Raw genomic sequence first — 26,431 nt, 5'->3', positions numbered from 1 at the left:
GGCCCTCTTGCTTCATTCTTTTTTGATGTCCAATTCACCCTGAAGATGGTCAAGAAACTGCCTGGCCGTTCGACCTGACCGCCCATTGTGCATCATGACCCACTGGAGCGCTTTTTGTCTTAATGCTTCTTTGGGGATGGAAATACCCTCCTGCTCCGCTAATCCTTCGACAATCCGCAGGTAGCTGCTTTGATCAGGAGAAAGGAATGTCACTGTAATACCGAACCGATCGGCCAAAGAAAGCTTTTCTTCAATATTATCCTGTACATGGACCTCATCTCCTGATCTCTCATCGAAGGTTTCCCTGACAAGATGCCTGCGGTTGGATGTCGCATAAATAAGAACATTATCGGGACGGGCTTCAACTCCTCCTTCAAGCAAGGACTTAAGATTTTTATAATCCTGTTCCAGGTTATCGAAGGACAAATCATCGATAAAGACAATAAATTTATAAGGAAACCCTGCCAATAGTTGAACAAACTCAGGGAAATATCCGATCTGATTTTTCTTAAGCTGAACAATTCTCAGCTTTCTGTCAGGATACTCATTCTGCAATGCCTTAACTAAAGATGATTTCCCTGTTCCCCTGTTCCCATAGAGAATTATATTATTTGCCCGATATCCTCTTAAAAAATATTCGGTATTGTCCAAAATAATCTTCTGTTCTCTCTCTTGGGCGATCAATTGATTTAAAATGACCGGATCAGGCTTGGCAATTCCCTCCAGTTTTCCCGCGGTTTGCTCATTAAAATGAAATACCATGTATTTGCTGAAAATACCCCAGCCCACTTTGGCATAATAAGCAGCAAGCTTGTCCAGAATACTGCTCCATCTACTCGCCCCTAAAAACTCCCTTTTCAAAGCCGCTTTTTCTTTATTCAGCCACCGCATAGCCGGGGCTTCTTTACTTTGTTCCTGAAAGTCGCAGTTGATGGCATTGTCCCAAACAGGCCAGTTCTCGGGATAAATATGCCCTTCAAAGATTTGATTTTGCCTGTCCGAAAACTGTTCAGCCAAGCTGGCTTTTACGTATTCGATTATCTCCTGGGAAGATAGACCAGCGGCTTCCTGAATAATTTCCATATCCCGTCCGGCCTTAGTTTGCAGGGAAAGCGAGATTTTTGTCACATCCTTTTCAGCGACGGCCTCCGCAAAAAAATTGGCCGTCCGCAGAAGCGTTTCCACAAGATAATCCCGCCAGCTGTTTTCTGCCAGTGAGTTTAAAAAAGCAAAATAAGACAGAAGAATTTCTTCCTGGTCAGGCTTTTTCCGGGCAAGGCTGTGCAGAAGCCTCTTGAATTTTTTTACAACAGGATCCTTGGCAATATCCATAAAAACCGTCAGGCTGTTCATAGACAGTTCTAATCTTTTGTACCGATCAGTAAATTGAGTGCTTGCACCCAAATGATGAATCACATTCATGAGCATTATCCACTTTCCTTATGATTGTTCCTTGGCACTCAAATAATCAGCCGGCGGCCCTTCAAGCGGCCCTATTGTATTTAACGGCCAATATCTGATCAATACTTTACCTAAGATATTTTCAGCGGGTAAAAACCCCCATTTATGACTGTCATAACTTTCAGACCTGTTATCTCCCAAAACTAAATAACTGTTCGCCGGAACGGTTACCGGCCCGTATTCATAATCAGCGATATTGTGAACATAAGGCTCCTTGAGCTCTGCCTCATTAATATAAACCTTACTGTTTTTAATCTGAACCTTTTCTCCGGGCAACCCGATTATTCTCTTGACCAGATCTTCGCTACTCCCGGACTTTTCCGGCGCTTTGAACACGATGACATCTCCCCTGCCCAGTGTCTGGAACTGATAAAATAAACGGTCCACGATCAGTCTGTCCTGCTCCTGAATTGTGGGTAGCATTGATCCGGTAGGCACAATCCTTGTATCAACCACAAAATTTCTGATCAGAATAGACAACCCAAAAGCGATACCGATAATAACGATCCATTCAATCACTGTTTTAACGATTTTGTTCATATGCTTTCCTTCCATCAGTTGTATTGGTACTTTTTTCCGTTTGATTCTTTCCTATGTTGATTATACTCCTGTTCTATCTATTGTAAATATATTTTATAGTCAATCTCCCCCAGAATAGCTATAATGGAACTGAGTTCAATTATGCGGTAAACATTAAGGAGTGATGAAATGATTATTTCTAATCTTAAAGACATTCAAGGAATAAAAATTGACACCCCGGAAATCAAAAATGCTGTGAAAAAGGTACTGGTATCTCCTGAAAACGGCTGGGACGGATATTGTTTAAGAGTCTTTGAACTTGGAGAGGGCGGCTGTACTCCGAGACATACTCATCCTTGGCCGCACATTAACTATATCCTCAGCGGTAAAGGTCAATGTCATCTTGACGGGCAAGATCATGTTGTAGAAGCCGGCGGTTTTGCCTATGTTCCGGGAGGAAAACTGCACCAGTTCCGCAATATCAGCGAGGAGCCCTTTACCTTTATTTGTATCGTTCCTGAAGAGGGAGAAAAATAATCGATGAAGATACTTCCAGAGCGTTAAGCCATTGAGCTTAGCGCTCTGCTTTATTTTTCACCCCAGCGTTGAAAAAGATCATGCTCTATATTTAAAATATCCAGGATTTTGCCGACGATATAGTCCACTAAATCCCCCATTGATTCAGGATGATGATAAAACCCTGGGGATGCCGGCAAAATCACGCCTCCTGCCTTAGCTATCCTCAGCATATTTTCAATGTTGATGATAGTATAGGGAGTCTCTCTGGGGACAACAATGAAAGGCCGTCTTTCTTTCAGCATGACCTGGGCTGCTCTGGACAAAAGACCGTCGCCCGTGCCTCCCGCAATGTGTCCAAGGGTATTCATTGAGCTTGGTAAAACGACCATCCCTTTGCTTCGGAAAGAACCGCTGGCAATTGGGGCAAAGAGGTCTTGGTTGGAATGGACAATCACTCCGGCAGAGAACGTTAAAGCATTTCGCCCACATTCATATTCCATAACCTTCAGACCCGTTTCCGTAAGGACAACGTGAACCTCATAACCCTTTTCAACCAGAACCTTGATCAGTTTATCCGCATAAATTGAACCGCTGGCGCCTGTAATGCCAACAATAAAGCGATTTTTCATTTTCATTCCTCCACCCACAGGGAGATGTTGACTGATTTCTTCAATTATATACCATAATCTTCGAACTTAAAAATAAAAAACAGAGAGATTAACTATCGGATAGGTATCTCCCTGCTCACGAGCCCTTGTGAAATCTCTTCTGACTCAAAAATTGTGATATCCTCCATTTTGTTTTTGTCGGATACCTCTGCAATTACCTTCTTCATTTCATCAGGATTATTTTCAGTCACGGAATCCTTTGCAAAAAAGCCTCCTGTTAAACAAAAATAACCGATAGAGGATAGGCCAATCACAAGTGCGGCAAATATGGCCATTCTCTTTAAATTCATCTATTTTCCCCCTCATTTTAAAGGAATCTAGTTAGGGATATGAAAGTACCTTGATTCCCATAGGGTATGAAAAAAGAACCGAAAAACTCGGTTCAAAAAACTCTTAAACCCGCATGAACAGCGGGGTTCAAACAAATTTTGGTGCGGTCGAGAGGACTTGAACCTCCACGAGATTGCTCCCACTAGTACCTGAAACTAGCGCGTCTGCCAATTCCGCCACGACCGCGTTTGACAAAATTCATTATATTGAAATGAGACCGTATTGTCAACACTATTTATTAATTTAGAGCTTAACCAAAATGCCGGCCCTCTTTGGAATGTCCTCTTCTTCGACAGTACCGATGATTTCAATGTTCAGTTTGTTTTTAATAATATCCAAAACAGTTTCTTTGATAAAAATATAGTCTCCGAAATCCCCGTAAGTCATGCGGAAGTCTTCACTTACAGCATATCTGAGTGCTCTATACACAATAATATTTCCGGTTTCTTTTTCCTCAAGCTCAGGGGTTAAATCATCACCAAAAGCTTTTAACAGTTTAAATTCAATATCAGGCATACTTTGATTTCTACGAATCCCAAAAATATGATATTTAGCCATAGTAAAAACATCCTCTTTTCTTTTCTTTAGTCGCGATCTGGGTCCACTCATCATAATCGTTAATCTATCCGTAAAATTTCATCAGGGAAGTATTTCTGATAAAATACACTCCCTGCTCTTTTATCCAGGCCAATAAGCCTTATTGTCCATGTATCCGGTTTTGATCTGATTTACCTGTTGCACCCACAACACAATATTAATAAAGCGCTGCAAACACCATATAAGCAGTATTTTCTTTTACAACACCCCCCTTTTTATTATCTATCATACCACAAATTCAAAATATTTTGGCAATAAGATGTCTGGTTAAGGTCTCTTTTCAGCTATGCAAACCGAGCAGTAGATTTTAAGAAATTTCCGGAGAATAGGAAAAATAATTTATGATCAAATTAATCTAAAAATAAGGCGCTTATCAGAAGCCTTACAGCTTTCTATCCCCGATCTTTTAATATTCAGGATGGGTCAGCCGGTCAATGAATTTATCCATGCCCATGTCGGCATAGAGATAAACTCTTTTTAAAAGAAATAAATCCTCACCCGGCTTTATCCATCCTTTTTTTATGGTAAAGGCAATCTCATATCCGTCTTCCTTTACCATCTCGATGATCTTGTTGTCGTATCCGCCAAAAGGGTAAGCAAAATACCTTATTTCAGCACCGAGGATCTTCTCCAGATCCTGCCTGGATTCCTGTAATTCTTTCAAGGCTTCCTGGGCACTGACGGTAGGAAGATTGATATGCTCGGCAGTATGCCCGCCGATTATCCAGCCGTTTGCCTGAAGCTCCCGCAGGTGTTCAGTTTTCAGATAACCTGTCCCATCTACGTAATTTGATACCATAAATATTGTACCCGTAAAGCCATATTTCTTCATTACTGGATAGGCATTGAGGTAATTATCCTCGTATCCGTCATCGAACGTGATCACAACAGGCTTTGACGGGAGAGGAACACCGTTGAAGGCATCATATAACCGGTTTAAGGAGATTACATGATACCCGTTTTCAGACAGGTATTTCATCTGTTCGGCAAACTCTTCGACCGGGATTCTCAGTACATTTCCCCTTTCCGTCATGATTGAATGATAATAAAGAACAGGAACCTGCGGAAAGCCGGTTGGAACGGTCCTAAGGGCTTCTCTGAGAGGTGAAGGCACACCTTCACCGGCAGAAGGTCCGTTCTTTGAAGCCGCCGGCGTATTTAACGAGGGATCTGTTTTAGAGGAAGCATCTGATTCTGTACTGACTGTGCCCGGTATGGTCTTTCGTTGCCCGTCACAATATACGGCCAGAATTATTGAGCCGCCAAGCACTGTGATGAGGGACATAACCATGATTAGCAGTTTTTTCTTGGACAAATGTTTTCCCCCCGCAATCTATTTCGTTATTAATTCAATAAACCGCAGATCATGCTTTACAGGGTCAAAATCCTTTTCTTCCCTTGCTACAGCCTTGACTTCCGACTCCAGGGCAATAGCCGGTTTAAGATATTCTATCACCTTATTCACATTTCCCTGACGGCCATAGATGCTTGCAATTCCATAGTAACTCCAGACATCCTCGTCATCAATTTTCAGAGCTTCGTGATAGGCCTTGATGGACTCATCCCATCTTCCGGCAAGTTCATAGGCTAATCCAAGATTAAACCGGGCATAAACGAAATCCGGCTTCATCTGGATCGCTTTTTCAATTAACTCTATTCCTTCAGAATACCTGCCCTGAAAAGCATAGGAGGCCCCTTTGCCGTTGATCGCCTGATAGCATTGCGGGTCCAAATCCAATGCCTGGTTAAATAAGACCAGGGCCTCGGCAATCTTATGGTCATAATACAGCGTCAAACCCCTCTCATAGCAGCTCAAGGCTTCAACCTGAGATGGTGAAAGCTCGACCTTTGCCGGGACTGTCTCGTCTGGAGCAACTGCTCCTGGCTGGTCTTCTGTCAGATGATCTTGTGCCGGATGAGCTGCCGTACTGTTTGCCGTCTTACTGCTCGCTGTTTTTTTGACATGCCAATAGCCTCCTGCCACAACCAGGAGACAGATTAAGAATACCCCTATTCCTATTCTTTGCGCGTTTTTCATGTTCTTTTCCTTAGGAAAATACTTTAAGTCTTATCGATTAGATTTATCTTATCAAATTTAACCAAGATCTGAATACCCTTCTTTGGACAGATATTTAACTTTTCCGGTCTTTTCGATAATTCTTGACCTGTCGGCCTCATTAAACCCATAGAGCTGCATGATCATCCGATCCAGTTCTTCATAAAGGTTCTGTCTGGTCAGGGAATCATTACTGGCCAAGAGCTTGTCTACAAGCCCTGTGATCTGAGACTGCCTGTTTTCGTTACAGGGAGGAATGGGTATAGACTCCAGATAGGTCCGCAGTACTTTTACAGAAGCATAGGTGTATGTATAAAAAAACTGTACTGCCCGGGAATTTAAAATAGCGAGGATATATTTTACACTATACCCCGGCAGGTGTGGAATCAATACGTTCACACTATTGATTGCCGCTACTTTCCGGTCATCATACGCAAAGACAAGATTCTCATTAATGAACCGGTAGACTATTTTTTCCGGAACCCGGTAAAAAGCTTCCGGGGCGGTCTGCTGAAAGATTTCCGGTTTAAACACGAAATAGCTGCCTTCAGTATAATAGTTGTACTTGTATACCTGCGACCCGGTAAGAACCGGCTCTCCCCCTTCAGGCAATTGATTGAATACCAGTTCTTTGTTATTTCCGGTCACGATCCCCAGAGCAAAATCGGCAAAATCTTTCAGATTCAACTTTCCCTCCAGATTGTCCATATGCTTCAAAATCCGATGTTCCCGTTCAGATGACCAGATGTTGAAAAAGAGTAGGTGATGGTCTGCGAACCGCTTTTGTGAAATGATCCTCTTTTCGTCAATATTTTCAATTTGGATTTGATGTCCGGAATCATGAATCTCGGTTTTTCGGGCAAGCAGAGATATGGCCGGCGCAAATACCCTGGAGAATTGATTTCCCAATTTTTCGATTGACTCAATGTGCGTTTCATCCAAAAGTATTTTGCGGACAGGAAGATGGGTTCTGACCTTAAGAATAGATTCGGGCAGAATGTAAGCGACAATTCCTCTTTCATTCAATGTTTTCAGGGCATACTCAATAAAGATGCTGAAAGAATCAAAGGATGCCCGTGCTGTCGCATATCTTTTTCTATATTCAGTCAGCTCATTTCCGGAAAAATCAGATCCCCAGGGTGGGTTTCCGATGATCAGGTCAAATTTGCCCGATATTTTCTTACTGTGGCCCATGAGCGCGTTATCGCATTGAATGTGCCAGTTTCCGGGGACAAAATCTGTGTCGCAGAGCAATAGAAGATTGACCCTGCACAACCATACCGCTGTAGAATCGATATCAAAACCAAAGATGCATTCTTCCAGAAGTAATTTCTCAGCTTCGCCCGGGGGAAGACCTTTTTGGACTAAATTTGATTTTAAAGCTAAGAAAACCGTCAGCAAAAAGTTGCCTGATCCGCAGCAGGGATCCAATATCCGGGGAAATTCCCGCTCGACCAGATGCAGGCCTTTGGGGACCAATTTCTCTACGATGGAGCCTGGCGTATAGTAGGTGCCATTGCTTATTCTGGCGGCCCTATGGGAAATTGTCATATAGACCAGCCCTAAAAGATCTTTCCCTCTTTCGTTCGGGATCCCCAGTTTCTTTACACGAAGTAAACATTCAGCATCAGCCTCTTGGATTTTAAGATCATCCTCCAAAAACTCGCTGAACAATCCGCTGAAACATCCACAGTCGATCTGCTGATTGATCAGCATCCAGACCAGACTCTTGTCCTCGGGGTCTGACTTGCAGGCGATCTTTCCTGCCTCCAGCATAAGATTCAGCGCAATCTCACTCAAGATGAGCTTGCTTTTGACTCTACCCGCTTCTGAGGTAATCAGATCAAACAAATTCTCATTAAAGGCGTTGATTGCCCTGCTGTTTACATATTCCCCGGGGATTAAGCGTCCTCTGACAGCACGCTTATTTCGTCTGCTTTGAAGTCTCGGCATTCGACCGGAAAAAATCTCTTCTTTCAGGGAACAAACCTCTTCTCTATTCAGGAACAGTTTTTTTTTAATTTTGACGGCTTTCAGCAGTTGACCGGAATTCATCCAGTTTCTGACCGTCCCTGCCGAGACGCCAAATTGTTTGGCTGCTTCATCGATATCAACATATTTCAGCTCATCCTGCTCTTTTTTCATGTAAAATATCTCCAGTTTATGTTTTTCCGGCGTTTTATCATATAATAAGGTTCAGGAGGTATGGTCTATGTCTAAGGAAACTATCCTGGTCCATGCATGCTGTGCGACCTGTGCCGGCTATGTTATCCAAAAACTATCTGAGGATTATGAACCATTTATATACTATTATAATCCAAATATCCAGCCCGAGGATGAATATGTTAAACGCCGCAACGAGCTGAAATCATATACAGCAAAGCTTAATCTCCCTTTTTACGAAGATGAGCCTGATGTCCAAAACTGGCTGGCAGCGGTGAAGGGCCTGGAAAGTGAGCCGGAGAGAGGGAAACGATGCCGGATATGTTTTCAGCAGAGATTGAAGAAGACCGCCCAATTGGCCTTAAGCTTAAAGATTAAACGATTCACAACAACTTTGACTGTCAGCCCGCACAAAAACAGCCTTGAGATCATCAGGACCGGAGAAGAGATCGCTGCGCTGGATCAGAGGACAGCCTTTCTCAGCGAGAATTTCAAGAAGAAAGATGGCTTCCGAAAAACAATGGCCATTGCTTTGGCTGAAGGTTTTTACCGGCAAAATTACTGTGGCTGTCTCTACTCTTTGCCGGAGTCTTTGAGGAAAATCTAGAAACGGAGCCAAAAGTTAACTATACAAATTTGCTGATTTTCGTTGACTTTAAGGCTTATCCATGTTAATTTTTTAGTGAAGAGTCTCTAGATAATAAATGTCTAGATTATAAAATCCAGTCACATTTATCTTCTGACTTTGCGCAAAGGAACCCTCGGACGCGAGGGTTCCTCTTTTTGTGTCTTGATTTGCAAGGACTCCTTCTAAATGAATGCTCCGCCGTCAACGACGATCGTCTGACCGGTCACAAAGCCGGCATGGGCGATGACCCCATAAACAAGCTCGGCGACATCTTCAGGCACCGCAATCCTTTTCATGGGGGTATTGCCGGCGAGATGGGCGATATGCTTATCCTGACCATCCACCCATCTTGTCATAACGATCCCGGGAGCGATACTCATTACCCGGACCTCAGGGGCCAGTACCCTGGCCAGAGATTTGGTCACACTGATGGCGGCTGCTTTCGATGCTGAATAAGCGATCGAACTGCCCAGGCCGGTAAGACCGGCAATTGAAGTAATATTCACAATGACCCCGTTAGTTTTGCGCAGTTCTTCCGCCGCCGCCCTGCAGGCAAAAAACATACCTTTGACATTCACGGCAAAAATGTCATCCCAAAATTCATCTTTCATTCCCTCAAGATCCGGATGCGGAACAAATTTCGTTCTGCCCGCATTATTGACCAATACGTCCAAACGTCCAAAATCACGGACAACCCCGCTGATCATTTCTTTGATCTGGGCATCAGAGGCGATATCCGCTTTATAGACCAGACACTTGACCCCGAGGGCCTCTACTTCCTTCTTTGTTTTCAGGGCTTCTTCTTCAGAACGGGAATAATTTATTGCAATGTTCATGTTTTCCTTTGCCAGCCTTAACGCAGTGGCTTTCCCTATCCCGGTTCCCCCGCCTGTAACCAAAGCAGTTTTCCCTTGTAATTCCATTTTGTCTTCCTCCTTAGGATTAGATATGTAAATGATTGATTGCACTTGAAAACTCTGTTTTGATCAAAAAGTATTGTGGATCAAAACAGACAGTTCCACTAAAATTAAGGACGTTTAATCTAAACGTCCTTAATTTTTGGAATCATGTAATCATTGTGAGCTTATGGTTTGGTTTCATCAGATTTATTTTCTAGTTTCGGTTCCGCCTTGGGGTCTTCTTTTTTGTCTTCGCTTGCATTTTTGAACTCATTTATCCCTCTTCCCAGTGCCTTCCCCAATTCCGGCAGCTTGCCTGGTCCAAAAATAACCAGGGCAATGACTAAAAGTACAATAGCAACAGTAGGAGTTACAAATCCAAATACAGGTTCCATTATTCGTCACCTCCGCCAGGATAAAGATACAACGACATCTATCCTTTAACCAAATCAATTATTCTTCAAGAAATTATTTTAACGTACTAAGTGAGAAATTGCAACATTTTACGTTACAAAACATCCCTTCGTACATTAAATATAGTTTCCAGATAACATCCCATAATTCACCTGAGGCCCCGGCTATGGTCAGGCCAAGATCTTTTGCTTCCTGCCGGCAAATCGGATAACCATGTGAATAGTAGTTGTTGGTCAGCGCTTCTGTTACTTCCTTAATTCTCTCTTTATTATTTTTTAACATAAATTTTGACAATAATGATTCAGCATATTGCTTTGAAGCCTTCAGAGCCTTCTCATAATCACCCAGCAGCCAGGGGTCAAGCTTAGCCAGCAGGGACTTAATGATCATTTCAGTTACTTCATGGTTATTGCTGATACAGGCGAGTTCCTCAATATACTCAAAACAGAAGCGGAAAGCCTGAACCGGGATCCAGAAATCTTTATATTCCGGGTGCTTGACTAAAGGATCGATCGGACCCAATTCTGATATCGGTCCCATTACAACCTCATCCGCACCCAGCACAATCATGGAAGCGGCAGATTTTGCGGAAAAGGGCACAATAACGGAAAATTTTTCACAAAACTCCCTGATCAGCATGACAACCTTATATGGTGTATCTACTGCTCCCCCATGGCTGTATAAGAATAAATCAATATTTTTAGTTTTGCCGATTGCAACCAGTTCTTTATATAAGGGGATCAGAATCTGGTCATCCAAAGGAGAATATGAAAAATAAACGATTACTTTTGAGTCTCGCATAGTTTCTAATTTTTTCAGTAATTCAACTCTTGTTTGATCATCCATAATATGCTCCTCAATAATTTATTCATGCATATTATTGTATTCGTTCCGATCTCTTTTGCTATAATTTCCCAAATAGTTTTCCTCATCCCAAAAGAATAAAAGCTGCCTTCATGTTAAACCATTACAGGCAGCTTATCGATCCTTCTTTTTTGCTTTCTCCGGAAACTCAGTAACTTCTTTCCCCCACAAAAACAGCCAATTCCCTCAGCGCTTTCTTAGCGGGAATCTTTGGAAGTTCCTCTAAATGCTTTAAGGCTTTATTAATATATTTATCCACAACTGTTCTCGACCGTTCAATCCCATCAGAGTTTTTAATCATATGGATAACCTCCTGGACCTGGGCTTCCTTTTTATTCTTCAGAGCCAGCAGCTGACCCAAGCGTTCCCTGTGCCCGGAACTCTGAAGCGCATAAATCATGGGGAGTGTCATGATCCCCTGACGAATATCCCCGCCGACAGGTTTCCCCATTTCGTCAGGATCGGCGATAATGTCCAGAATATCATCAATGATTTGAAAGGCTATCCCCAGGCAATGTCCATAGGTCTCCAGCAACCACATATGTCTCAGGCTGCCATCAGAAACCATGGCCCCGAGCCTGCAGCTTAACCCGATCAGCAGAGCGGTCTTGCGGCGAATCCTGTAATAGTATTGCTTGAAATTCTGCTTGACGTCAAAAGCGCTCCAAATCTGCTGAATCTCACCCTGGCACATCTCCACGCTGACATCGGCTAAGATCTTAGCCACACCGGGATCATCTATTTTCCCGATCATTTCTAACGCTTTGGCAAAAAGGAAATCCCCTGTGGCCACTGAAACGGTATTTCCCCAGCCGGCGGCTAAGGTCGGTCTGCCCCGTCTGGTCAGAGAAGCGTCCACAACATCATCATGGACCAGAGTTGCCATATGAATCAGCTCAATCGCCATTGCCACGGGTAAAATTTTCTTGAAATCATAGTTAAAAAACCTGCCCGAAAGCAAAGTAAAGCCTGGACGCATTCTTTTACCCCCTGCTTGGAGCAAATAAACACAGGTCTTAGACAGGATAGGATCATCAACCGCCAAAAGTTTATCCAGCTCTTTCTCCACTTTTGTCAAATCTGCTTTTATTTCACTGAATAGCCGTTTATGCTTCAAGGTTTTCACCTGCTTGTGTCTTCTTTTGAGGATAATACCATATCTGGGGGAAGATCCGCCAAAGGATTATCCGATTCCTTATTTTCCTGCTTGGCCTTGTTTCCCTCGTCTTCATAGGTTAAAAGTTCTTCTTGATTTTGATCATTAATGGGGATTACCGGATCATCGGAGGCAACTTGATTTCCGGGGGAATCACCCTTAATGGCTTCATTAATGGCTTTGGCCGGCGCCTCATAGCTTTCTTGTATTTCTCTGGTAATTTCAGCCGAATACTTACGGATCTGATAGACGATCTTCCCCAATGCCCTTGCGACATCAGGAAGATCTTCCGGGCCAAACACAACCAGAGCCACAAACAGGATAAGCAAGATTTCAGTTAAGCCCATTTTCTTTCCCCCCCTATTGCTCAGCCGCAGCTTCAGTTTTTTTCTTCTTCCTTCCAATCAGGATACCTAACCAGATACTGATCTCGTACAGGAAGTACATCGGAAGGGCCATGAGCATCTGGGTCATCAGATCAGGAGTCGGTGAAATAACCACAGCAATAACAATTATCGTCAAAAAGGCATATTTTCTGTACTTTGCCAAAGTCTTCGGTGATAAATAACCCAGCTTGATTAAAAGAAGAAGGATAATCGGCATTTGGAATACCAGACCGAAACTTAAAAACAAAGTAATGATAAAATCAAGATAGGCTGATTTAGAAAGAAGAGGGGTAACATCCAACGATCCGCCTCCGGCAGAAAGAAGAAATCGCAAGCCTACCGGCAGGACGACAAAAAAGCAAAACGCCGCGCCTCCTAGAAAAAGCAGAACAGAAGAAGGAACCATAAAATACAAGTATTTCCGTTCATTTTTTTTCAAAGCCGGAAGCAGGAAGCTCCATATCTGCCAAAAAAGAACCGGTGCTGCGATGATTATACCAACAATAACTGAAACTTTGAGTTTGACCATGACGGGTTCCATTGGTGTTGTGGTAATAAAATCGACATTGCCTATTTCCACAACCGGTTCTGCTAAAAAGCGATAAACAAGGTCACTGGCAAACCAGCCCAGAGCGGTTCCTATTGCAATTGCGTAAGCAGAGATCAGTAATACTTTGCGAAGCGCTTTCAGGTGTTCCAAAAGCGGCATATCTTCTACCTGGTGTCTTCTGCGCCGCATCCAGTTACACTTCCTCTCACACCGATACTCATTAGTATGAACTATTCTACCACGGTTAATGGATGATTACCAAATCTAAAAACGCAAAAACAAACAATTCTACACTTAAATAAGCATTTAAATTAAAAAACGCCACCCCGATTTTTGATAAGTCGGATGAAGATACGATTTTATGCTGCCGGAATAAAAGAACGGCGGCGGCCAGAACACCCAAATAATATATCTTTCCCAAGATTGGATCCATCATGCCTAAAAGAATAAACAGGACCAGAGCAATGACGTGGAATAATATGGAAACCCACAAAGCATTTTTTAAACCAAATACAGAAGGTATGGAATAGAGCCCTTCTATTTTGTCAAACTCGGCATCCTGACAGGCATAAATAATATCAAAACCGGCAACCCAGAACATGACGCCAAGACCCATTGTTACCGGCAGCAAAGCCAACGCCCCTGTTATTCCCACCCATGCCCCTACTGGAGCCATACCCAGGGCCAACCCCAGAAATAAGTGACATAACCAGGTAAATCTTTTTGTATAAGAATAAAGGACCAGGACAAAAACGGCCAAGGGCATCAGTTTAAACGCCAGCATATTCAGCTGATACGCTGAAAAACCCAATAATAGAAAAGAAAGTACGATCGTATAATATACTTCTCTTACTCCAAGCAGGCCAGCCGGAATAGCCCTCTGTACTGTCCGGGGATTCCTGGCATCAATAAACCGATCGATCACCCTGTTCAAAGACATTGCTGCCGTCCGGGCCCCCACCATCGCCAATGTAATCCAGAGGAGCTGATATCCGTTTGGAACTCCCCCGGAGGCAAGAAAAGCGCCAAGATAAGCGAAAGGCAAAGCAAAGATGGTGTGTTCAAACTTGATCATTTCTAAAAAAACTTTAACCTTGCCCATTTTATCTCCTCTTATACTGAAGCTTATCACTGTATTGCATGAAATTGACCTCAATTATTGCGGATTAAGTTTCCCTGAACATATTGATACAACTGATCCAATGGTTCTACCAAGCACCTCCCGGATAAACACTCCATATCCGCCCGGGCTTGATCCAAATATGTATTGATCACCGCATAGCCCTGTCCCTCTTCACTAAAAGCCCAGGCCATGCCGATATGATAGCCGAAAGATTCCAGCTGATCTTTAACGGACTCTTCAGCGCCGTTAAGCTCCGCGGTTATTCCGGCTGCAAGCTTCGTCACGGAAGCTCTTTCCTTACTTAAAATATGTTTATACTCCTCTAAAGTCATCTGTTTCTCTTTGAGGGACCAGCGATGAATGACTCCCTCGTTCATCGTCTCTATTAGCCCGGTAAATTCACGTAAATAGGGATGAAGATCCTTTTCGCACAGTTTAAGGAATGTCTGTCCAAAGAGGTAGTCACCGACAAGGATGGGATATTGTCTGGCCTGCTCCGGGAGATCACCATCAGTGACAAGACGGTGTATTTTATCCGCCAAAAAAATATATTGGAACAAGGACGCTAAAGAAAGCATCTTCAGCTCTTCTTTCTGCAAGGCTCGAGTCACGGCAAAAACCACGGCAGGACATAAATTCAATTCCAGGTCATTTAAAGAAAGCTCGACCAATTCTTCTAATTTGGCGTTTTTAAAACGTATCTCACTGTTCATGTGGGCATGAAGAGTTTCCAGTTGTTGATGGAAACCTTGTATAGCTGTCAATGATCCTTCCCCCTAAATCACAATCCTCATTCCCAAATAGTATTTTACATTATTCATCAACAATTACAATATTACAGAGATATTTTTATTGGAAAAAAGCGCTTTTCTTAGATCTTTTTCACTGAGAAATGGGCCTTATCCAAGATTTGAGCCAATACATCAAGAGGAGTCGCAGCAACCTCTCTGTATTTTTTTTGCGTGTATAAGTCTCTGACCTGAGGATAGACAATTTTGATTTTTCGCCGCAGCTCTTTTCCGGCTTCATCCGCATCTGCCCAAACGTAGATATCCTGGTATCGCTCAAGGTCAATCAGATGTTCAAGTTTTTCCATATTGATTGTGCCAAAAGTACAGATAATATCTATTTTTTCATCCAGGACTTTTAAAATACGTGCCTTGTCCGTTTTCCCTTCAACAATAATGGCTTTCTTCGGGTAGTCCGACAATATTCAGCACCCCATAGCATTGTATTTTTAGATTTATTATAGTATCTCTCCTTAATGATTTCCAAATCACTTCTTTGTTATTGTATACTTATAAGAATAGGGAAACAATAAGGAGAACAAAAATGAACAAAAAGACGATCATTACTTTTACTCAAAACGGTCCTTATCTTGTCCATAACCTGGACTCTCTGGAAAACAGTAAGGGCGATTCCTTTGCTACAGGCCCTGTCATTACTCTCTGCCGCTGCGGCGCATCAAAGGCCAAACCTTATTGTGACGGCGCCCATAGGGAAATTAATTTTCAAGGCCGAAAAAAAGCCGACCGGATTCCAAGTAAAATCAATACATACCTGGGTGAAAACATTACTGTTCACTTTGATTTAAGTATATGCGCCCATTCCGCAATATGTCTCAATACCCTTCCTTCCGTTTTTGACCTCAGCAATCAGCCCTGGATCAACCCTAATGGCGCCGATCCGCAAAAAATTATTGAGGCAATAAAAAAATGTCCTTCAGGAGCATTAAGTTATACTCTGGAAGGAAAGCGGCCAAGTGAAGAGAACAGTCAGTTCTCCAAAATTACCATCATCAAAAACGGTCCTTTAAATGTCGAGGGGAATGTCGAATTACAAGGTGACATCGACTCGCCCCCGGCAGATCCTGAACATTTTTGTCTTTGCCGCTGCGGGCATACGAAAAATTCTCCTTATTGTGACGGCTCCCATATCCAAAACCATTTCAGGGCGGATTGAATTTCTTTTGTTCATTTCGATTGCTGAATTGATTTATCGATATCATTGATGATTAATAGATGATTAATAGAGGTCAATATGATCAGAATTTTTGCCCTGTCAACCGATTACAAAATCATTAATATTTCTGCCATGAGCCAGTTAACTGAAAGAAAGACGGATTTATCCTGGTATTGGGTAGATTTCGATTCTCCCAATGAAGAGGAGAATAAGCTTCTGGATAGTTTTTTTCATTTTCATCACCTGGCTGTTGAAGACTGCCTCAATTCAATCGATAAACCAAAGCTGGATTACTATGATAACTACAATTTCATCATTCTCAACGCTTTAGACCAAGCTACTTTAGAGCCGAAAGAAATCGCCCTGTTCGAGGGAGACCATTTCATTGTCACTCATCATAAACAACACTCCAACGAAGTACAGATAACCTGGGACAGGATCACCTCTGAAGATAAAGAGTGGGAAAAAGGCCCTATCTTTGTGACCCACAAGCTTATGGATAAAATCGTTGATCAGTTTTTCCCCGCTGTCAATGAAATCGAAGATTACCTTTCGGATTTAGATAATACTGTCCAGAACAAATCCATCCATATTCTGATCAATGAGGTCTTTGAGATCAGAGGAAAGCTTTTACGGTTAAGAAGACTGGTCATTTCCATGCGGGATCTCGTTTACAGAATCCTCAATTCCGAACACCTGAATAATCATCACATCAATCATAAAATCTATTTTTCAGACATTTATGATCATCTCTTAAAAATAGTGGAAATGATTGAATCGAGCCGGGAAATGACCGCAGATCTGCGTGACAGTTTTCTTTCCGTCAATACCAACCGGATGAACAACAATATGATGCTGCTCACTGTCATTACGACGATCTTTATCCCTCTGACCTTTATCGCCGGTATTTACGGGATGAATTTCAGCAACATGCCGGAGCTTCAGTGGAAGTACGGGTATTACATCATCCTGCTGGTCATGCTGGTGATTGGGATTCTGATGTACTTCTGGTTTAAACGCAAGGGATGGTTCGATTCATAATATTTTTTCCACGAATATTTTCACAATTTCCGGGTCGAAATCCGTTCCCGATTTCTGTTTTAATTCTTCGATGGCCTGAAGACTGCTTAAACATGACTTGTATGATACAGGATTGGTCAGAACATCATAGCTTTCGGCAATCGCGATAATCCTGGATATTAAGGGGATTTTTTCCCCTTTCAGTCCCTTGGGATAACCCGACCCGTCCCACTTTTCATGATGGGCATAGACATAATCCGCCAAATCCAGCATGTCATAAGACGAACTCAAAATCCGGTAACCAATATCAGGGTGTCTCTTTAATTCATCTTTTTCCTGTTCGGTAAGGGCTTCCTGCTTATTGAGAATCCTGCTGTCCAAAGCGATTTTCCCGATATCGTGAAGCATTCCGGCCATTTCCAGCTGCTTGATCCTATTGGGGGAAAGGCCTATCGCTTTCCCAATACTTGAGCTGATTTCACTGACCCTTTTGGCATGAAGCTCTTCTCTCCTATTCTCCCCGTAGAAAGTATCGACCAGACTTTTTATGATTTTCCCCCGCATACTTTCCTTTTCAATAATTTTCAGATTATACATATAGTCTTCAGCATTCTTTTGGATTTTGAAAATATCTTCTTCCGGTCTTCTTTTCGTGTCCGAACCAAAAGAAATACTGATACTGAGCCCATTGACACTTTCCTTGGCATAATGGCTCTTGATGCGATCGATCACCTGTTTTGCCTCTTCACCTTCTGTCCTGGGCAAAAGGACTAGAAATTCATCTCCGCCCAAACGAACAATGATTTCATTCTGGCAACAGGCCTTTTTTAACGCTGCCGCACATTTTAACAACAGCTCGTCCCCTTTATCATGGCCAAAAGCATCGTTGACCAGTTTAAGTCCGTTTACATCCCCCATGATAATGGAGATCGGAAGATTATTTTCCGTATCCATTCTTTTAATTTCTTCTTCATAAAATCGTCTGTTATAAAGACCGGTCAATTTATCGTGATAACTGAGAAATACAATTTCCTTCTCCACCTTTTTGCGGTCCGTAACATCCTGAACAGTTCCGAACATTCTTGTTGCTTCGGCATTTTCATCAAATTCCCATTTCCTGATGTCCTGTACCCACCGTTCGCTTGAATCGCTGGGGCGAATAATTTTATATTCATAATGAAAAGGACTTTTATCTTTTTCCACTTTCTTAAAATACGCTGAAACTTCAGTCAGAAAATCCGGATGGATGATTCGCAGCCATCCTTGGTAAGTACGGGGATACTCTTGATCAATTCCATAGATCAGATCGAGTTCATCCGAGCCTTTCCAGATTTCGGTTTTAAGATCATACACATAGCTGCCAATATGGGCTGCCTTTTGTGATTCGCGCAACAGGTACTCTCTTTCTTTTAACGCTTCTTCAGCCAGCTTGCGGTCTGTGATGTCTTTGGAAATGCACATAATCATAATGACCTCACCGCAGGAATCCTTTATCGGGTTAATCGAGGTCATAAAATAAGACAAGGAATCATTGCGTTGAGCGTGAACTTCCACAACTTTCATTTTCCCTGTCCGAAAAACACTTTTCATCAGATCAAAATCGGGAAGGCCTTCTTCCCCGGGAAATACATCCCATATTTTCTTTCCGATCACATCATCGCTCAGTCGGGGAACAGAAAAAGCAATATTTACATAAATAAATCTTCCTGTTTGGTCAAGACAAAAAATCGGGTCACTTGAATAATCCAAAAGAACTTTGTATAAACAAGTATTGATTTTAGCCCCTCTTTCCAATTCGCAAACATGATTCAATAAATTTTCATCTACGTTTAAGAAGATATCGCATTTGACCAATTGGCTATCCTGTATGGAAAGATCCTCATATTCATAAACAGCCTGCCGGTTCTTCATCCGATCCAAAGCCCAATTATCCGGATTTCCATGCGCTGACTTTCGGTTCGCGATTTGATTTCCGCTTTCTGTTTGATTCCTTTTATCTATATCCATATCAGTAACTCCTCATCGTAAGAATTTGTTTCACTTGACATGATTTTTACAATCCGAGTTGCTACCTATACTTTAATATATTAATATTTATTATATATTAAATATTCAGAAAACAACAGAAAGTTTTATCCAGGACACCAAATAATCAGGTATTGGCAAATTCTTATATTGCGATTTGGCTGCTTGTTTAACCAGATCAATCCATCAAACTTTATCGATTGTCTCCATCAATCAGGTTTCCCAATACACCGAGAACACTCCCCTGTTCCCTGGAGGATCCCCCTGCTCTTGGCGCCGAGGCAATGATCCTGTCCGCCAATCTGCTGAAAGGCAGGGATTGCAGCCAGACCCTGCCGGGACCGCTTACAGTGGCGAAAAACAACCCCTCTCCGCCAAAGAAGGCAGTTTTAATCCCGCCTACAAACTGGATATCATAGGCAACCTGCCCGGTCATCGCGACCAGACAGCCGGTGTCAACACGCAACGTTTCACCAGGCTGAAGGACCTTCTCCACAATTGTTCCGCCGGCATGCAAAAAGGACATCCCGTCCCCCTCAAGCCTCTGCATAATAAAGCCTTCACCGCCAAAAAAGCCGGCGCCCAGTTTTTTGGTGAATTCAATTCCTATCGAGACCCCCTTAGCCGCACAGAGAAAAGCATCCTTTTGACAAATCAGCTTGCCATTATAATTGGTTAAGTCTACCGGGATAATTTTGCCGGGAAAAGGAGCGGCAAAAGATACATGCCCTTTACCCGATCCGCTGTTTGTAAAGACCGTCATAAAGAGACTTTCTCCGGTCAGGACCCTTTTACCGGCCCCCAGCAGCTTGCCCATTAAGCCGCTTCCCTGATTGGAACTGCCGTCACCGAAAATCGTCTCCATCCGGATGCCCGGCTCCATATACATCAGTGCTCCCGCTTCCGCAACCACACTCTCACTTGGGTCCAGCTCGACCTCAACAAACTGCATATCATCACCAAATATTTGATAATCCACTTCATGTGCTCTAGCCATATCGGTGTACCCCCATTAAATATTTTTACTAACATTCCATACTAATAAAAAAAATCCTCCAAGTAATTTCAGGAATACTTCACCGACGTTTCTTATCCGCACTTCATCTTTATCCGATTTTTTTGCTATAATATGTTAAAATGAATTAAATGGAGGATTTTTCATGATCAATGATCTATGGCCAATACTGGTTATCATTATTGCCGTATTTTTTGCCTTTAAGTTTTTTAAATCCATAATTAAGCTGGTTCTCATTTTAGCTTTGATTTTAATCGGACTTATTGTTTTTTTCCATCTGTCCAAGGGGACACCATCATTTGATTCTTTATCATCCAAAATCCAGTCTCAGGTTATGGAGCAGTCATCCGAGCAGGCTTTAAATACTCTTGTTGAGAAATTAAAAGGCATGGACAGAGAACAAGTGGAAGCCTATCTGAAGGATTCTCAGTCCGAACTGACCAAATATGGTCTTACTATCGACAACGTGAAAAACGCCCTGAAAGAATCTCAGTAACCTATCTGATCCGGCGGTCCGGAAATTTTTGCTTTGTTCTGATACATAATTGCTTGTAAACGAATAAAGATACTTGATTTTTTGGCCATCGTATGCTAAGTTATATAAGTATTTTTTGTCGGGGCGTAGCTCAGTTTGGCTAGAGCGCTACCTTGGGGTGGTAGAGGCCGCAAGTTCAAGTCTTGTCGCTCCGACCAATTCAGTATTATCAAGGGTTTGAAGGATTTTTTACCTTTTGGCCAAAGATATCCGTAGAATCCCATGTTAAATAGACCACTTGCCCAGGAGTACTGCTACTCTGAGGGGGAAGTGGTTTTTTGATTGGCGGAGGGTTTACTATCGGAAAAGAATGGTAAATATGATATGATAGATAAGAGAGTTACATATCTTGTTTTACCTTTACTCCAAATTTTCGAGGTGATGACAATGATACTGGAAACAAACAGGCTGGTTTTGCGCCCATGGAAAGAAACAGACGCGGAAAGCTTGTACGAATATGCAAAAGATCCTCTTATTGGGCCCATTGCGGGGTGGCCGGTTCATACCAGTGTAGAGAACAGTCTGCAAATTATTCGAGAGGTTCTTTCTTTGAATGAAACCTACGCTGTAACGATAAAGAAAAACGATAACGCAATAGGAAGCATTGGACTGATGATCGGCAACAAAAGTAATCTGGATATCGGCAATGATCAAGCGGAAATCGGATACTGGATTGGTGTACCCTACTGGGGTCAAGGGCTTATCCCGGAAGCGGTGTGTGAGCTTATGCGGCATGCTTTTGACGAACTTGGCCTAACTACCCTTTGGTGCGGATATTTTGATGGCAACGAAAAGTCAAAAAGAGTACAGGAAAAATGCGGTTTTAAATTTCATCATACTGAAAAAGATAAAAAATGGCCGCTAATAAATGTAATTAATACATTGCATGTGACCTGTGTTACCCTTAGAGAATGGAAAGCTTTTTAGCGAGGCAAATGACATGACAAACGGACAAGAAAATCATGGCATCAAATAAAAAATCAAGATGATAAAAATCGGAGAAATAAAGAAGTATACAGTTTGCCAAATAGTAAAAAATTTATTCGATTAGACTACCCCGCAAGATAAGCAATATCATCAAAACCATTTCTTCCTGTTCCAAAACATGATTCCCGCCCCAACACCGGTCGGAAGCATAATCATCCCAAAAACGATCCAGAAAGCGCTGGAATATTCATGCAGGGGAATACCATCTACATTCATGGAAAACAGGCCGCCTACCACGATCATCGGCAGGGTCAGGACCTGCAGGATTGTGAATGTCCGGAGAAGATTATTGATCCTCTGATTAGTCAGGGCGCTGAAGGTTTCATCCATGGATTCAATCACTTCCTTGCTGTTCTCCAGCATATCCCAGATCTTTTCCATTTTGTCCGTGATGTCGTCAAAATAGATATCCATATCTTCCGGTAAATATTTTTTGATGACCTTCTCCAGCATGAGGATCACAGGCCGCAACGGTTTGATTACCCTCCGGTAATTGATGATCTGCATCTTGGTTCTGGCAATGGTCTGCAGCATGCTTTTCGAACTGTTTTTAAAAACCTCCCTGTTGATATCGCTTAACAGAATATCAATTTTATCAAGCATCGGAAAACAATAATCGAAAAGACGCTTGGTTACTTCGTAAAGGAGCAGAGCTGAACCTTTGCTCATATACTCAGCTTTAGCCCTTTCCTGGGAAAAACAGAGATGAAAAAAGCCGACCAGTGGCTTCAATTCCCCTTCATGCAGAGTAATCAGGTAATTCGGTCCCAAAAAGATATCGACTTCTTCAGTTTCCATCGTCACTGTTTCTTTTCGGTATCTCGGAAAATGCAGAACAATGAAACAATACTCATCAAAGTCATCCACCTTTGATCTCTGATGTTCCGTCATACAGTCTTCCAGAAGCAGTTCATGAAAGTCGAACTGTTCTTTCAGCATATTGATATGCCTTTTGGTGGGCTTAACAATATCGATCCATTTCAGGCCCTGGAAATCAATCTGTTTGACTTCTGAGTGCGGCGGCACCGGCTTCATGCCTTGTTTAGTGTGAGTGAGCTTCTTTACAGCCATAATTATCCCTCCGTAATTTTTACAGAGGGGTATGCGGTGTTTATTCCTATGGCAAAGACCTGTCTGTTGTTCCCGAGACCAATGCCTCTGTAAAATTACTATTTATTATTGTCGAATCACTGTTTCCGGTTAAGTAACTATAATTGATTATCATATGCCGACCATCGGGTTCTGTTTCCATGAGGTATTGCCTCCCATCCCTTTCTCTCAGCTTTTTGAGATTAATTCTATTTTTCGCACCCCATCCAGCTCGCTTAAATGAGAAAGCAGGCTTTCCACGCTCTCTTCCATTGCTTCTGTTTCAATGGCAATAGAAACATTTGCAATCCCCTGCAAAGGAATACCCTGATTAATCGTCAGGACATTACCCCCGACCGAAGCGATATCATTAAGAACATTGGATAAGATACCTGCCTTGTCCACCAGAATAAGGGCAAGGGTGATGATCCTTCCTTTACCCGCTTCATAGAAAGGAAAAACACCGTCTTTATATTTATAAAATGCGCTTCTGCTCATCTCGACCCGCTCACAGGCCTCATTTACCGTCAGAACATCAAATTTCGCCAGCAACTCCTTGGCCTGAGCTGTCTTCAGAATCGCTTCCGGTAAAATATCCTTATTTACAAGCAGAAAATCCTTTTTTTTGTTCGACACGCGATTTCTCCTCTTAAAACTGATCCTAATCTGTATTATAAGCTTCCTCACGGCAAATTGACAACAGCAAACTGCTCAAAGAAAAAAGAGATGCCTGATAGACATCTCCGTTTTTATGATGAATGAATTTTTTTGATTTAAAGATTATTCTTTTTCATTAAATGATTATGCAAATCAGTCCGCCATGCCCGTCATTTACGATCCGCTGCAAGGTATCCTGAAGTTTGACCTGAACGTTCTCGGGAACCTTATAAAGCTTGTTTTGTATCCCTTCCCTGACCAGGTCATGCAATGATTTGCCAAAAATATTAGAGTTCCACACTTTTTTCGGATCCTCTTCAAATTCATCAAGAATATATTTCACCAGTTCTTCAGCTTGTTTTTCCGTACCGATGAGCGGTGTGATTTCTGTCGTGACATCCGCCCGCAGGATATGCAGTGACGGGGCGCTGGCTTTCAGTTTAATCCCGTAATGCCCCCCTGATTTCACAAGCTCCGGTTCTTCCAGGAACATTTCCTCCAACTGAGGGGTAACAACGCCATAACCGTTTATCTGAACCTCTTCAAAAGCCTTCGACAGTTTATCCCACTCTTTCTTGGCTTTGCTGTAGTCCATGATCATTCTCATGATGGTATGTTCGCCTTCAATTGAGATCCCGGTCAGTTCTTCAAGAATTTCTTTATATAGCTCAGGGTCGGTAAAAATCTCAATTTCCGCTTTTCCTGTTCCCAGGTCGGTTTGTTTGAGAATGACCTCTTTCGCATAAGACGATTCATTTAAAATATCCAGGGCATGATCAATGTCTCTGATTCGTTTGATTTCGGAAACCGCATTTTGGATGGATTCATCAAAGCTTACCCTCACTCTGTTGCTGTGTTCCAGCTCTTCCACCCACTTGGGCAGCTCGATATTGACTTCATCCACAGGGAATTCATAAAGGATCTCTTCCAGAATCTGCGTAATGTCACTGATGTTTATTTCCATGCAGTCCACAGGAATAACAGGCACCTGATAATTTTCCCCGAGAGAACGGCAGAGTTCCAGCGTATTTTCCGCAAACGGCCTCGTTGTATTTAAAATAATGATAAAGGGTTTGCCGATTTCCTGAAGCTCCGCGACGACTCTCTGTTCTGCTTCCACATAACTTTCGCGGGGTATTTCAGAAATAGATCCATCGGTGGTCAGCACGATTCCTAACGTCGAATGATCAGTGATCACTTTTCTGGTGCCGAGCTCAGCCGCTTCTTCAAATGGAATTGCCTCATCACTCCAGGGAGTATGGATCATTCTGGGCTGATCATCTTCTCCGTCCTCATAGCCTATCGCCCCATCCACCGCATAGCCTACGCAATCGACCAAACGTACATTCATCTTGATCGTATCTTTAATGATTACTTCCACTGCTTCCGAAGGAATAAATTTTGGTTCTGTCGTCGTGATCCTTTTGCCTGCTCCGCTTTGAGGAAGTTCATCCCTTGCTCTTTCCCGTTCAAAAACATTGGCAATATTGGGCAAAACCAAAAGCTCCATAAATCTTTTGATAAATGTGGATTTTCCGGTTCTGACAGGACCCACTACTCCGAAATAAATATCCCCCCCCGTTCTTTCAGCAATGTCGCTGAAGATGTCATAATTTTGCATTGCCTTTCCCTCCCTTTTTGCGTGCAGCCCTCCAAAGGACCTCTCCTTGATGAGATACATGTATGGTAAAAACTTAAACAGGACTAGCACTTCAAGCAATATATTTATATTTTTCAAAAAGATTATTTAGACCAAAATATTTAGGAATTAATAAAAAAAAAGCGCCTCGCGGCGCTAACTCTCAAATGAAACCAGAGGTTCATATTCATGCTTCTTTCCCCGCATCATCAAATTGGCAATGGCTTTATCAGGATTGGCTCCCTCAAACAGGACCTTGAAGGCCTGCTCTGTGATGGGCATCGATATGCCGATTTTCCTGCTTAACTCATAAGCGGATTTCGTTGTCCTGACTCCTTCCACCACCATGCCTACTTCCTTCAACACTTGATCAAGGGGCTTTCCCGCACCCAATGCCCTTCCGGCCCTCAGGTTACGGCTGTGTTGACTGGTACAGGTCACAATCAGGTCTCCCAGACCGGAGAGACCTGAAAAGGTCAAAGGATCCGCACCGAGCGCTACCCCAAGTCTGGTTATTTCAGCCAATCCTCTGGTCATGAGAGCCGCTTTCGCATTATCCCTGGTATTCATCCCTTCAGCCGCTCCGGAGCATAAAGCAATAATGTTCTTTAAGGCTCCGCCGAGCTCTACTCCGACCAGATCTAAGTTTACATATACTCTGAACATCGGAGTCATGATCAGGTCCTGAACACGTTCCGCAGTTTGCTTATCACTGGCTGAGACAACAACGGCTGTCGGCATATTTCGGCCCACTTCCTCGGCATGGCTGGGCCCGGAGAGGACAGCAAGCGGCATTAAAGGCAGCTCCTCGGCCAATACTTCCGATAGCCTGAGATGAGTCCCCTCTTCCAAGCCCTTGGCCGTATTGACGATAATACAGTCCTGTTTCAGATAAGGCTTGATCCGTCTGGCCCCTTCCCTCACAGCATGAGAAGGAACACAGATGAAAACTGCGTCAGCCTCCAGCTTCGTCAAATCCGTCGTCGGCAAAATATTATCAGGTAAAAAGACTCCCGGCAGATAATGCACATTTTCTCTTTTTCTACGCATTAACTCGATTTCATCGGAATGCCTGCCGATGAGATATGTATGATGACCGGCACCGGCTAAAACACTGGCAATTGCCGTACCCCAGCTCCCTGATCCGTAAACCGCCGTTTTAACCATTC

Annotated in this window: 29 protein-coding genes and 2 tRNA genes; 7 read left to right on the top strand and 24 right to left on the bottom strand. The window is 42.8% G+C overall.

Going from position 1 to position 26,431, the window contains the following annotated elements:
* Positions 1 to 12: 12 nt before the first annotated feature.
* Together SGLY_RS08590 and lepB are read right to left on the bottom strand one after the other, a co-directional pair.
* Positions 13 to 1,428, bottom strand: coding sequence for an ATP-binding protein (locus tag SGLY_RS08590; protein WP_013624891.1), 1,416 nt, complete (start codon positions 1,426 to 1,428; stop codon positions 13 to 15).
* Between the two features lie 12 nt (positions 1,429 to 1,440).
* Positions 1,441 to 2,001 carry a signal peptidase I gene (lepB, locus tag SGLY_RS08585; RefSeq protein ID WP_013624890.1) on the bottom strand — a complete coding sequence of 187 codons (561 nt, stop codon included), beginning with the start codon at positions 1,999 to 2,001 and terminating at the stop codon, positions 1,441 to 1,443.
* A gap of 168 nt (positions 2,002 to 2,169) precedes the next feature.
* Here lepB and SGLY_RS08580 point away from each other — a divergent pair, with 168 nt between their 5' ends.
* Positions 2,170 to 2,517: a cupin domain-containing protein gene (locus SGLY_RS08580; protein WP_013624889.1), complete on the top strand. Its 348-nt coding sequence runs from the start codon at positions 2,170 to 2,172 to the stop codon at positions 2,515 to 2,517.
* 50 nt (positions 2,518 to 2,567) lie between these two features.
* Here SGLY_RS08580 and SGLY_RS08575 read toward each other — a convergent pair whose 3' ends face one another.
* The 7 genes from SGLY_RS08575 to SGLY_RS08545 form a co-directional block, all read right to left on the bottom strand.
* On the bottom strand, positions 2,568 to 3,128 hold the full coding sequence (locus tag SGLY_RS08575) for a UbiX family flavin prenyltransferase (RefSeq protein WP_013624888.1): 561 nt from the start codon (positions 3,126 to 3,128) through the stop codon (positions 2,568 to 2,570).
* A gap of 92 nt (positions 3,129 to 3,220) precedes the next feature.
* Entirely contained in the window at positions 3,221 to 3,457 is a 237-nt protein-coding gene (locus SGLY_RS08570) for a hypothetical protein (protein WP_013624887.1), read from the bottom strand.
* A 139-nt stretch (positions 3,458 to 3,596) separates the two neighbouring features.
* Positions 3,597 to 3,683, bottom strand: a tRNA-Leu gene (locus SGLY_RS08565).
* A gap of 57 nt (positions 3,684 to 3,740) precedes the next feature.
* The gene (locus SGLY_RS08560) at positions 3,741 to 4,055 is read right to left on the bottom strand and encodes a hypothetical protein (RefSeq protein ID WP_013624886.1); all 315 of its coding nucleotides are present in this window, start codon (positions 4,053 to 4,055) and stop codon (positions 3,741 to 3,743) included.
* A gap of 445 nt (positions 4,056 to 4,500) precedes the next feature.
* On the bottom strand, positions 4,501 to 5,409 hold the full coding sequence (locus SGLY_RS08555) for a polysaccharide deacetylase family protein (protein WP_013624885.1): 909 nt from the start codon (positions 5,407 to 5,409) through the stop codon (positions 4,501 to 4,503).
* 18 nt (positions 5,410 to 5,427) lie between these two features.
* Complete coding sequence (locus SGLY_RS08550; RefSeq protein WP_013624884.1) at positions 5,428 to 6,132, bottom strand: tetratricopeptide repeat protein; 705 nt, start codon at positions 6,130 to 6,132, stop codon at positions 5,428 to 5,430.
* 57 nt (positions 6,133 to 6,189) lie between these two features.
* Positions 6,190 to 8,295 carry an N-6 DNA methylase gene (locus tag SGLY_RS08545; RefSeq protein WP_013624883.1) on the bottom strand — a complete coding sequence of 702 codons (2,106 nt, stop codon included), beginning with the start codon at positions 8,293 to 8,295 and terminating at the stop codon, positions 6,190 to 6,192.
* Between the two features lie 67 nt (positions 8,296 to 8,362).
* On the opposite strand from SGLY_RS08545, the gene SGLY_RS08540 reads away from it, so the two are divergent.
* Complete coding sequence (locus tag SGLY_RS08540; protein ID WP_013624882.1) at positions 8,363 to 8,920, top strand: epoxyqueuosine reductase QueH; 558 nt, start codon at positions 8,363 to 8,365, stop codon at positions 8,918 to 8,920.
* A gap of 203 nt (positions 8,921 to 9,123) precedes the next feature.
* On the opposite strand, the gene SGLY_RS08535 is transcribed toward SGLY_RS08540, so the two are convergent.
* The 9 genes from SGLY_RS08535 to SGLY_RS08495 all read right to left on the bottom strand — a co-directional run bounded on the left by SGLY_RS08535 (position 9,124) and on the right by SGLY_RS08495 (position 15,543).
* Positions 9,124 to 9,864: an SDR family NAD(P)-dependent oxidoreductase gene (locus SGLY_RS08535; protein WP_013624881.1), complete on the bottom strand. Its 741-nt coding sequence runs from the start codon at positions 9,862 to 9,864 to the stop codon at positions 9,124 to 9,126.
* 161 nt (positions 9,865 to 10,025) lie between these two features.
* Entirely contained in the window at positions 10,026 to 10,235 is a 210-nt protein-coding gene (gene tatA, locus SGLY_RS08530) for a twin-arginine translocase TatA/TatE family subunit (RefSeq protein ID WP_013624880.1), read from the bottom strand.
* A 73-nt stretch (positions 10,236 to 10,308) separates the two neighbouring features.
* Complete coding sequence (locus SGLY_RS08525; RefSeq protein WP_013624879.1) at positions 10,309 to 11,100, bottom strand: SDH family Clp fold serine proteinase; 792 nt, start codon at positions 11,098 to 11,100, stop codon at positions 10,309 to 10,311.
* A gap of 166 nt (positions 11,101 to 11,266) precedes the next feature.
* Positions 11,267 to 12,235, bottom strand: coding sequence for a polyprenyl synthetase family protein (locus tag SGLY_RS08520; RefSeq protein WP_013624878.1), 969 nt, complete (start codon positions 12,233 to 12,235; stop codon positions 11,267 to 11,269).
* A gap of 5 nt (positions 12,236 to 12,240) precedes the next feature.
* Complete coding sequence (locus tag SGLY_RS08515) at positions 12,241 to 12,621, bottom strand: Sec-independent protein translocase subunit TatA/TatB (protein WP_013624877.1); 381 nt, start codon at positions 12,619 to 12,621, stop codon at positions 12,241 to 12,243.
* A gap of 13 nt (positions 12,622 to 12,634) precedes the next feature.
* Entirely contained in the window at positions 12,635 to 13,399 is a 765-nt protein-coding gene (tatC, locus tag SGLY_RS08510) for a twin-arginine translocase subunit TatC (RefSeq protein ID WP_013624876.1), read from the bottom strand.
* A gap of 55 nt (positions 13,400 to 13,454) precedes the next feature.
* Positions 13,455 to 14,312, bottom strand: coding sequence for a UbiA-like polyprenyltransferase (locus SGLY_RS08505; RefSeq protein WP_013624875.1), 858 nt, complete (start codon positions 14,310 to 14,312; stop codon positions 13,455 to 13,457).
* 50 nt (positions 14,313 to 14,362) lie between these two features.
* The gene (locus SGLY_RS08500; protein WP_013624874.1) at positions 14,363 to 15,097 is read right to left on the bottom strand and encodes a polyprenyl synthetase family protein; all 735 of its coding nucleotides are present in this window, start codon (positions 15,095 to 15,097) and stop codon (positions 14,363 to 14,365) included.
* A 107-nt stretch (positions 15,098 to 15,204) separates the two neighbouring features.
* A complete protein-coding gene (locus SGLY_RS08495) occupies positions 15,205 to 15,543 on the bottom strand; it encodes a toprim domain-containing protein (protein WP_013624873.1) in 339 nt (112 codons plus the stop codon).
* A 122-nt stretch (positions 15,544 to 15,665) separates the two neighbouring features.
* On the opposite strand from SGLY_RS08495, the gene SGLY_RS08490 reads away from it, so the two are divergent.
* Entirely contained in the window at positions 15,666 to 16,295 is a 630-nt protein-coding gene (locus SGLY_RS08490) for a CDGSH iron-sulfur domain-containing protein (RefSeq protein ID WP_013624872.1), read from the top strand.
* A gap of 78 nt (positions 16,296 to 16,373) precedes the next feature.
* A complete protein-coding gene (gene corA, locus SGLY_RS08485) occupies positions 16,374 to 17,336 on the top strand; it encodes a magnesium/cobalt transporter CorA (protein ID WP_013624871.1) in 963 nt (320 codons plus the stop codon).
* Here the strand turns inward: corA and SGLY_RS17125 are convergent.
* Together SGLY_RS17125 and SGLY_RS08475 are read right to left on the bottom strand one after the other, a co-directional pair.
* On the bottom strand, positions 17,331 to 19,322 hold the full coding sequence (locus SGLY_RS17125; RefSeq protein WP_013624870.1) for a sensor domain-containing diguanylate cyclase/phosphohydrolase: 1,992 nt from the start codon (positions 19,320 to 19,322) through the stop codon (positions 17,331 to 17,333). The two genes, corA and SGLY_RS17125, sit on opposite strands and share 6 nt — an antisense overlap.
* A gap of 211 nt (positions 19,323 to 19,533) precedes the next feature.
* Positions 19,534 to 20,337, bottom strand: a complete 804-nt coding sequence (locus SGLY_RS08475; RefSeq protein WP_013624869.1) for a TIGR00266 family protein — start codon at positions 20,335 to 20,337, stop codon at positions 19,534 to 19,536.
* A gap of 163 nt (positions 20,338 to 20,500) precedes the next feature.
* Between SGLY_RS08475 and SGLY_RS08470 the strand changes: the two genes are divergently transcribed.
* From SGLY_RS08470 to SGLY_RS08460, 3 genes are all read left to right on the top strand, one after another.
* Positions 20,501 to 20,851 carry a hypothetical protein gene (locus SGLY_RS08470; RefSeq protein ID WP_013624868.1) on the top strand — a complete coding sequence of 117 codons (351 nt, stop codon included), beginning with the start codon at positions 20,501 to 20,503 and terminating at the stop codon, positions 20,849 to 20,851.
* Positions 20,852 to 20,970: 119 nt separating this feature from the next.
* A tRNA-Pro gene (locus SGLY_RS08465) sits at positions 20,971 to 21,048 on the top strand.
* A 229-nt stretch (positions 21,049 to 21,277) separates the two neighbouring features.
* Positions 21,278 to 21,817 (top strand): GNAT family N-acetyltransferase, encoded by a 540-nt coding sequence (locus SGLY_RS08460; RefSeq protein WP_013624867.1) that lies wholly within the window; start codon positions 21,278 to 21,280, stop codon positions 21,815 to 21,817.
* A gap of 150 nt (positions 21,818 to 21,967) precedes the next feature.
* On the opposite strand, the gene SGLY_RS08455 is transcribed toward SGLY_RS08460, so the two are convergent.
* The 4 genes from SGLY_RS08455 to SGLY_RS08440 all read right to left on the bottom strand — a co-directional run bounded on the left by SGLY_RS08455 (position 21,968) and on the right by SGLY_RS08440 (position 26,429).
* Complete coding sequence (locus tag SGLY_RS08455) at positions 21,968 to 22,948, bottom strand: magnesium transporter CorA family protein (RefSeq protein ID WP_013624866.1); 981 nt, start codon at positions 22,946 to 22,948, stop codon at positions 21,968 to 21,970.
* A gap of 207 nt (positions 22,949 to 23,155) precedes the next feature.
* Positions 23,156 to 23,602, bottom strand: a complete 447-nt coding sequence (locus SGLY_RS08450; RefSeq protein WP_013624864.1) for an ACT domain-containing protein — start codon at positions 23,600 to 23,602, stop codon at positions 23,156 to 23,158.
* Between the two features lie 157 nt (positions 23,603 to 23,759).
* Positions 23,760 to 25,244, bottom strand: coding sequence for a stage IV sporulation protein A (gene spoIVA / locus SGLY_RS08445; protein WP_013624863.1), 1,485 nt, complete (start codon positions 25,242 to 25,244; stop codon positions 23,760 to 23,762).
* Positions 25,245 to 25,418: 174 nt separating this feature from the next.
* Positions 25,419 to 26,429 (bottom strand): NAD(P)H-dependent glycerol-3-phosphate dehydrogenase, encoded by a 1,011-nt coding sequence (locus SGLY_RS08440; RefSeq protein WP_013624862.1) that lies wholly within the window; start codon positions 26,427 to 26,429, stop codon positions 25,419 to 25,421.
* Positions 26,430 to 26,431: the final 2 nt, after the last annotated feature.

The sequence above is a fragment of the Syntrophobotulus glycolicus DSM 8271 genome, from assembly GCF_000190635.1.
Taxonomy (GTDB): Bacteria; Bacillota; Desulfitobacteriia; order Desulfitobacteriales; family Syntrophobotulaceae; genus Syntrophobotulus; species Syntrophobotulus glycolicus.
The sequence above is the reverse complement of the archived record's forward strand: the minus strand, read 5'-3'. Positions and strand labels throughout refer to the sequence as shown.

What these genes read in the sequence shown, in the direction of transcription:
- SGLY_RS08590 (WP_013624891.1), bottom strand. Translation starts at nt 1,428, where the DNA reads ATGCTCATGAATGTGATTCATCATTTGGGTGCAAGCACTCAATTTACT.
- lepB (WP_013624890.1), bottom strand. Translation starts at nt 2,001, where the DNA reads ATGAACAAAATCGTTAAAACAGTGATTGAATGGATCGTTATTATCGGT.
- SGLY_RS08580 (WP_013624889.1), top strand. Translation starts at nt 2,170, where the DNA reads ATGATTATTTCTAATCTTAAAGACATTCAAGGAATAAAAATTGACACC.
- SGLY_RS08575 (WP_013624888.1), bottom strand. Translation starts at nt 3,128, where the DNA reads ATGAAAAATCGCTTTATTGTTGGCATTACAGGCGCCAGCGGTTCAATT.
- SGLY_RS08570 (WP_013624887.1), bottom strand. Translation starts at nt 3,457, where the DNA reads ATGAATTTAAAGAGAATGGCCATATTTGCCGCACTTGTGATTGGCCTA.
- SGLY_RS08560 (WP_013624886.1), bottom strand. Translation starts at nt 4,055, where the DNA reads ATGGCTAAATATCATATTTTTGGGATTCGTAGAAATCAAAGTATGCCT.
- SGLY_RS08550 (WP_013624884.1), bottom strand. Translation starts at nt 6,132, where the DNA reads ATGAAAAACGCGCAAAGAATAGGAATAGGGGTATTCTTAATCTGTCTC.
- SGLY_RS08545 (WP_013624883.1), bottom strand. Translation starts at nt 8,295, where the DNA reads ATGAAAAAAGAGCAGGATGAGCTGAAATATGTTGATATCGATGAAGCA.
- SGLY_RS08540 (WP_013624882.1), top strand. Translation starts at nt 8,363, where the DNA reads ATGTCTAAGGAAACTATCCTGGTCCATGCATGCTGTGCGACCTGTGCC.
- SGLY_RS08535 (WP_013624881.1), bottom strand. Translation starts at nt 9,864, where the DNA reads ATGGAATTACAAGGGAAAACTGCTTTGGTTACAGGCGGGGGAACCGGG.
- tatA (WP_013624880.1), bottom strand. Translation starts at nt 10,235, where the DNA reads ATGGAACCTGTATTTGGATTTGTAACTCCTACTGTTGCTATTGTACTT.
- SGLY_RS08525 (WP_013624879.1), bottom strand. Translation starts at nt 11,100, where the DNA reads ATGGATGATCAAACAAGAGTTGAATTACTGAAAAAATTAGAAACTATG.
- SGLY_RS08515 (WP_013624877.1), bottom strand. Translation starts at nt 12,621, where the DNA reads ATGGGCTTAACTGAAATCTTGCTTATCCTGTTTGTGGCTCTGGTTGTG.
- tatC (WP_013624876.1), bottom strand. Translation starts at nt 13,399, where the DNA reads ATGCGGCGCAGAAGACACCAGGTAGAAGATATGCCGCTTTTGGAACAC.
- SGLY_RS08505 (WP_013624875.1), bottom strand. Translation starts at nt 14,312, where the DNA reads ATGGGCAAGGTTAAAGTTTTTTTAGAAATGATCAAGTTTGAACACACC.
- SGLY_RS08490 (WP_013624872.1), top strand. Translation starts at nt 15,666, where the DNA reads ATGAACAAAAAGACGATCATTACTTTTACTCAAAACGGTCCTTATCTT.
- corA (WP_013624871.1), top strand. Translation starts at nt 16,374, where the DNA reads ATGATCAGAATTTTTGCCCTGTCAACCGATTACAAAATCATTAATATT.
- SGLY_RS17125 (WP_013624870.1), bottom strand. Translation starts at nt 19,322, where the DNA reads ATGGATATAGATAAAAGGAATCAAACAGAAAGCGGAAATCAAATCGCG.
- SGLY_RS08475 (WP_013624869.1), bottom strand. Translation starts at nt 20,337, where the DNA reads ATGGCTAGAGCACATGAAGTGGATTATCAAATATTTGGTGATGATATG.
- SGLY_RS08470 (WP_013624868.1), top strand. Translation starts at nt 20,501, where the DNA reads ATGATCAATGATCTATGGCCAATACTGGTTATCATTATTGCCGTATTT.
- SGLY_RS08460 (WP_013624867.1), top strand. Translation starts at nt 21,278, where the DNA reads ATGATACTGGAAACAAACAGGCTGGTTTTGCGCCCATGGAAAGAAACA.
- SGLY_RS08455 (WP_013624866.1), bottom strand. Translation starts at nt 22,948, where the DNA reads ATGGCTGTAAAGAAGCTCACTCACACTAAACAAGGCATGAAGCCGGTG.
- spoIVA (WP_013624863.1), bottom strand. Translation starts at nt 25,244, where the DNA reads ATGCAAAATTATGACATCTTCAGCGACATTGCTGAAAGAACGGGGGGG.
- SGLY_RS08440 (WP_013624862.1), bottom strand. Translation starts at nt 26,429, where the DNA reads ATGGTTAAAACGGCGGTTTACGGATCAGGGAGCTGGGGTACGGCAATT.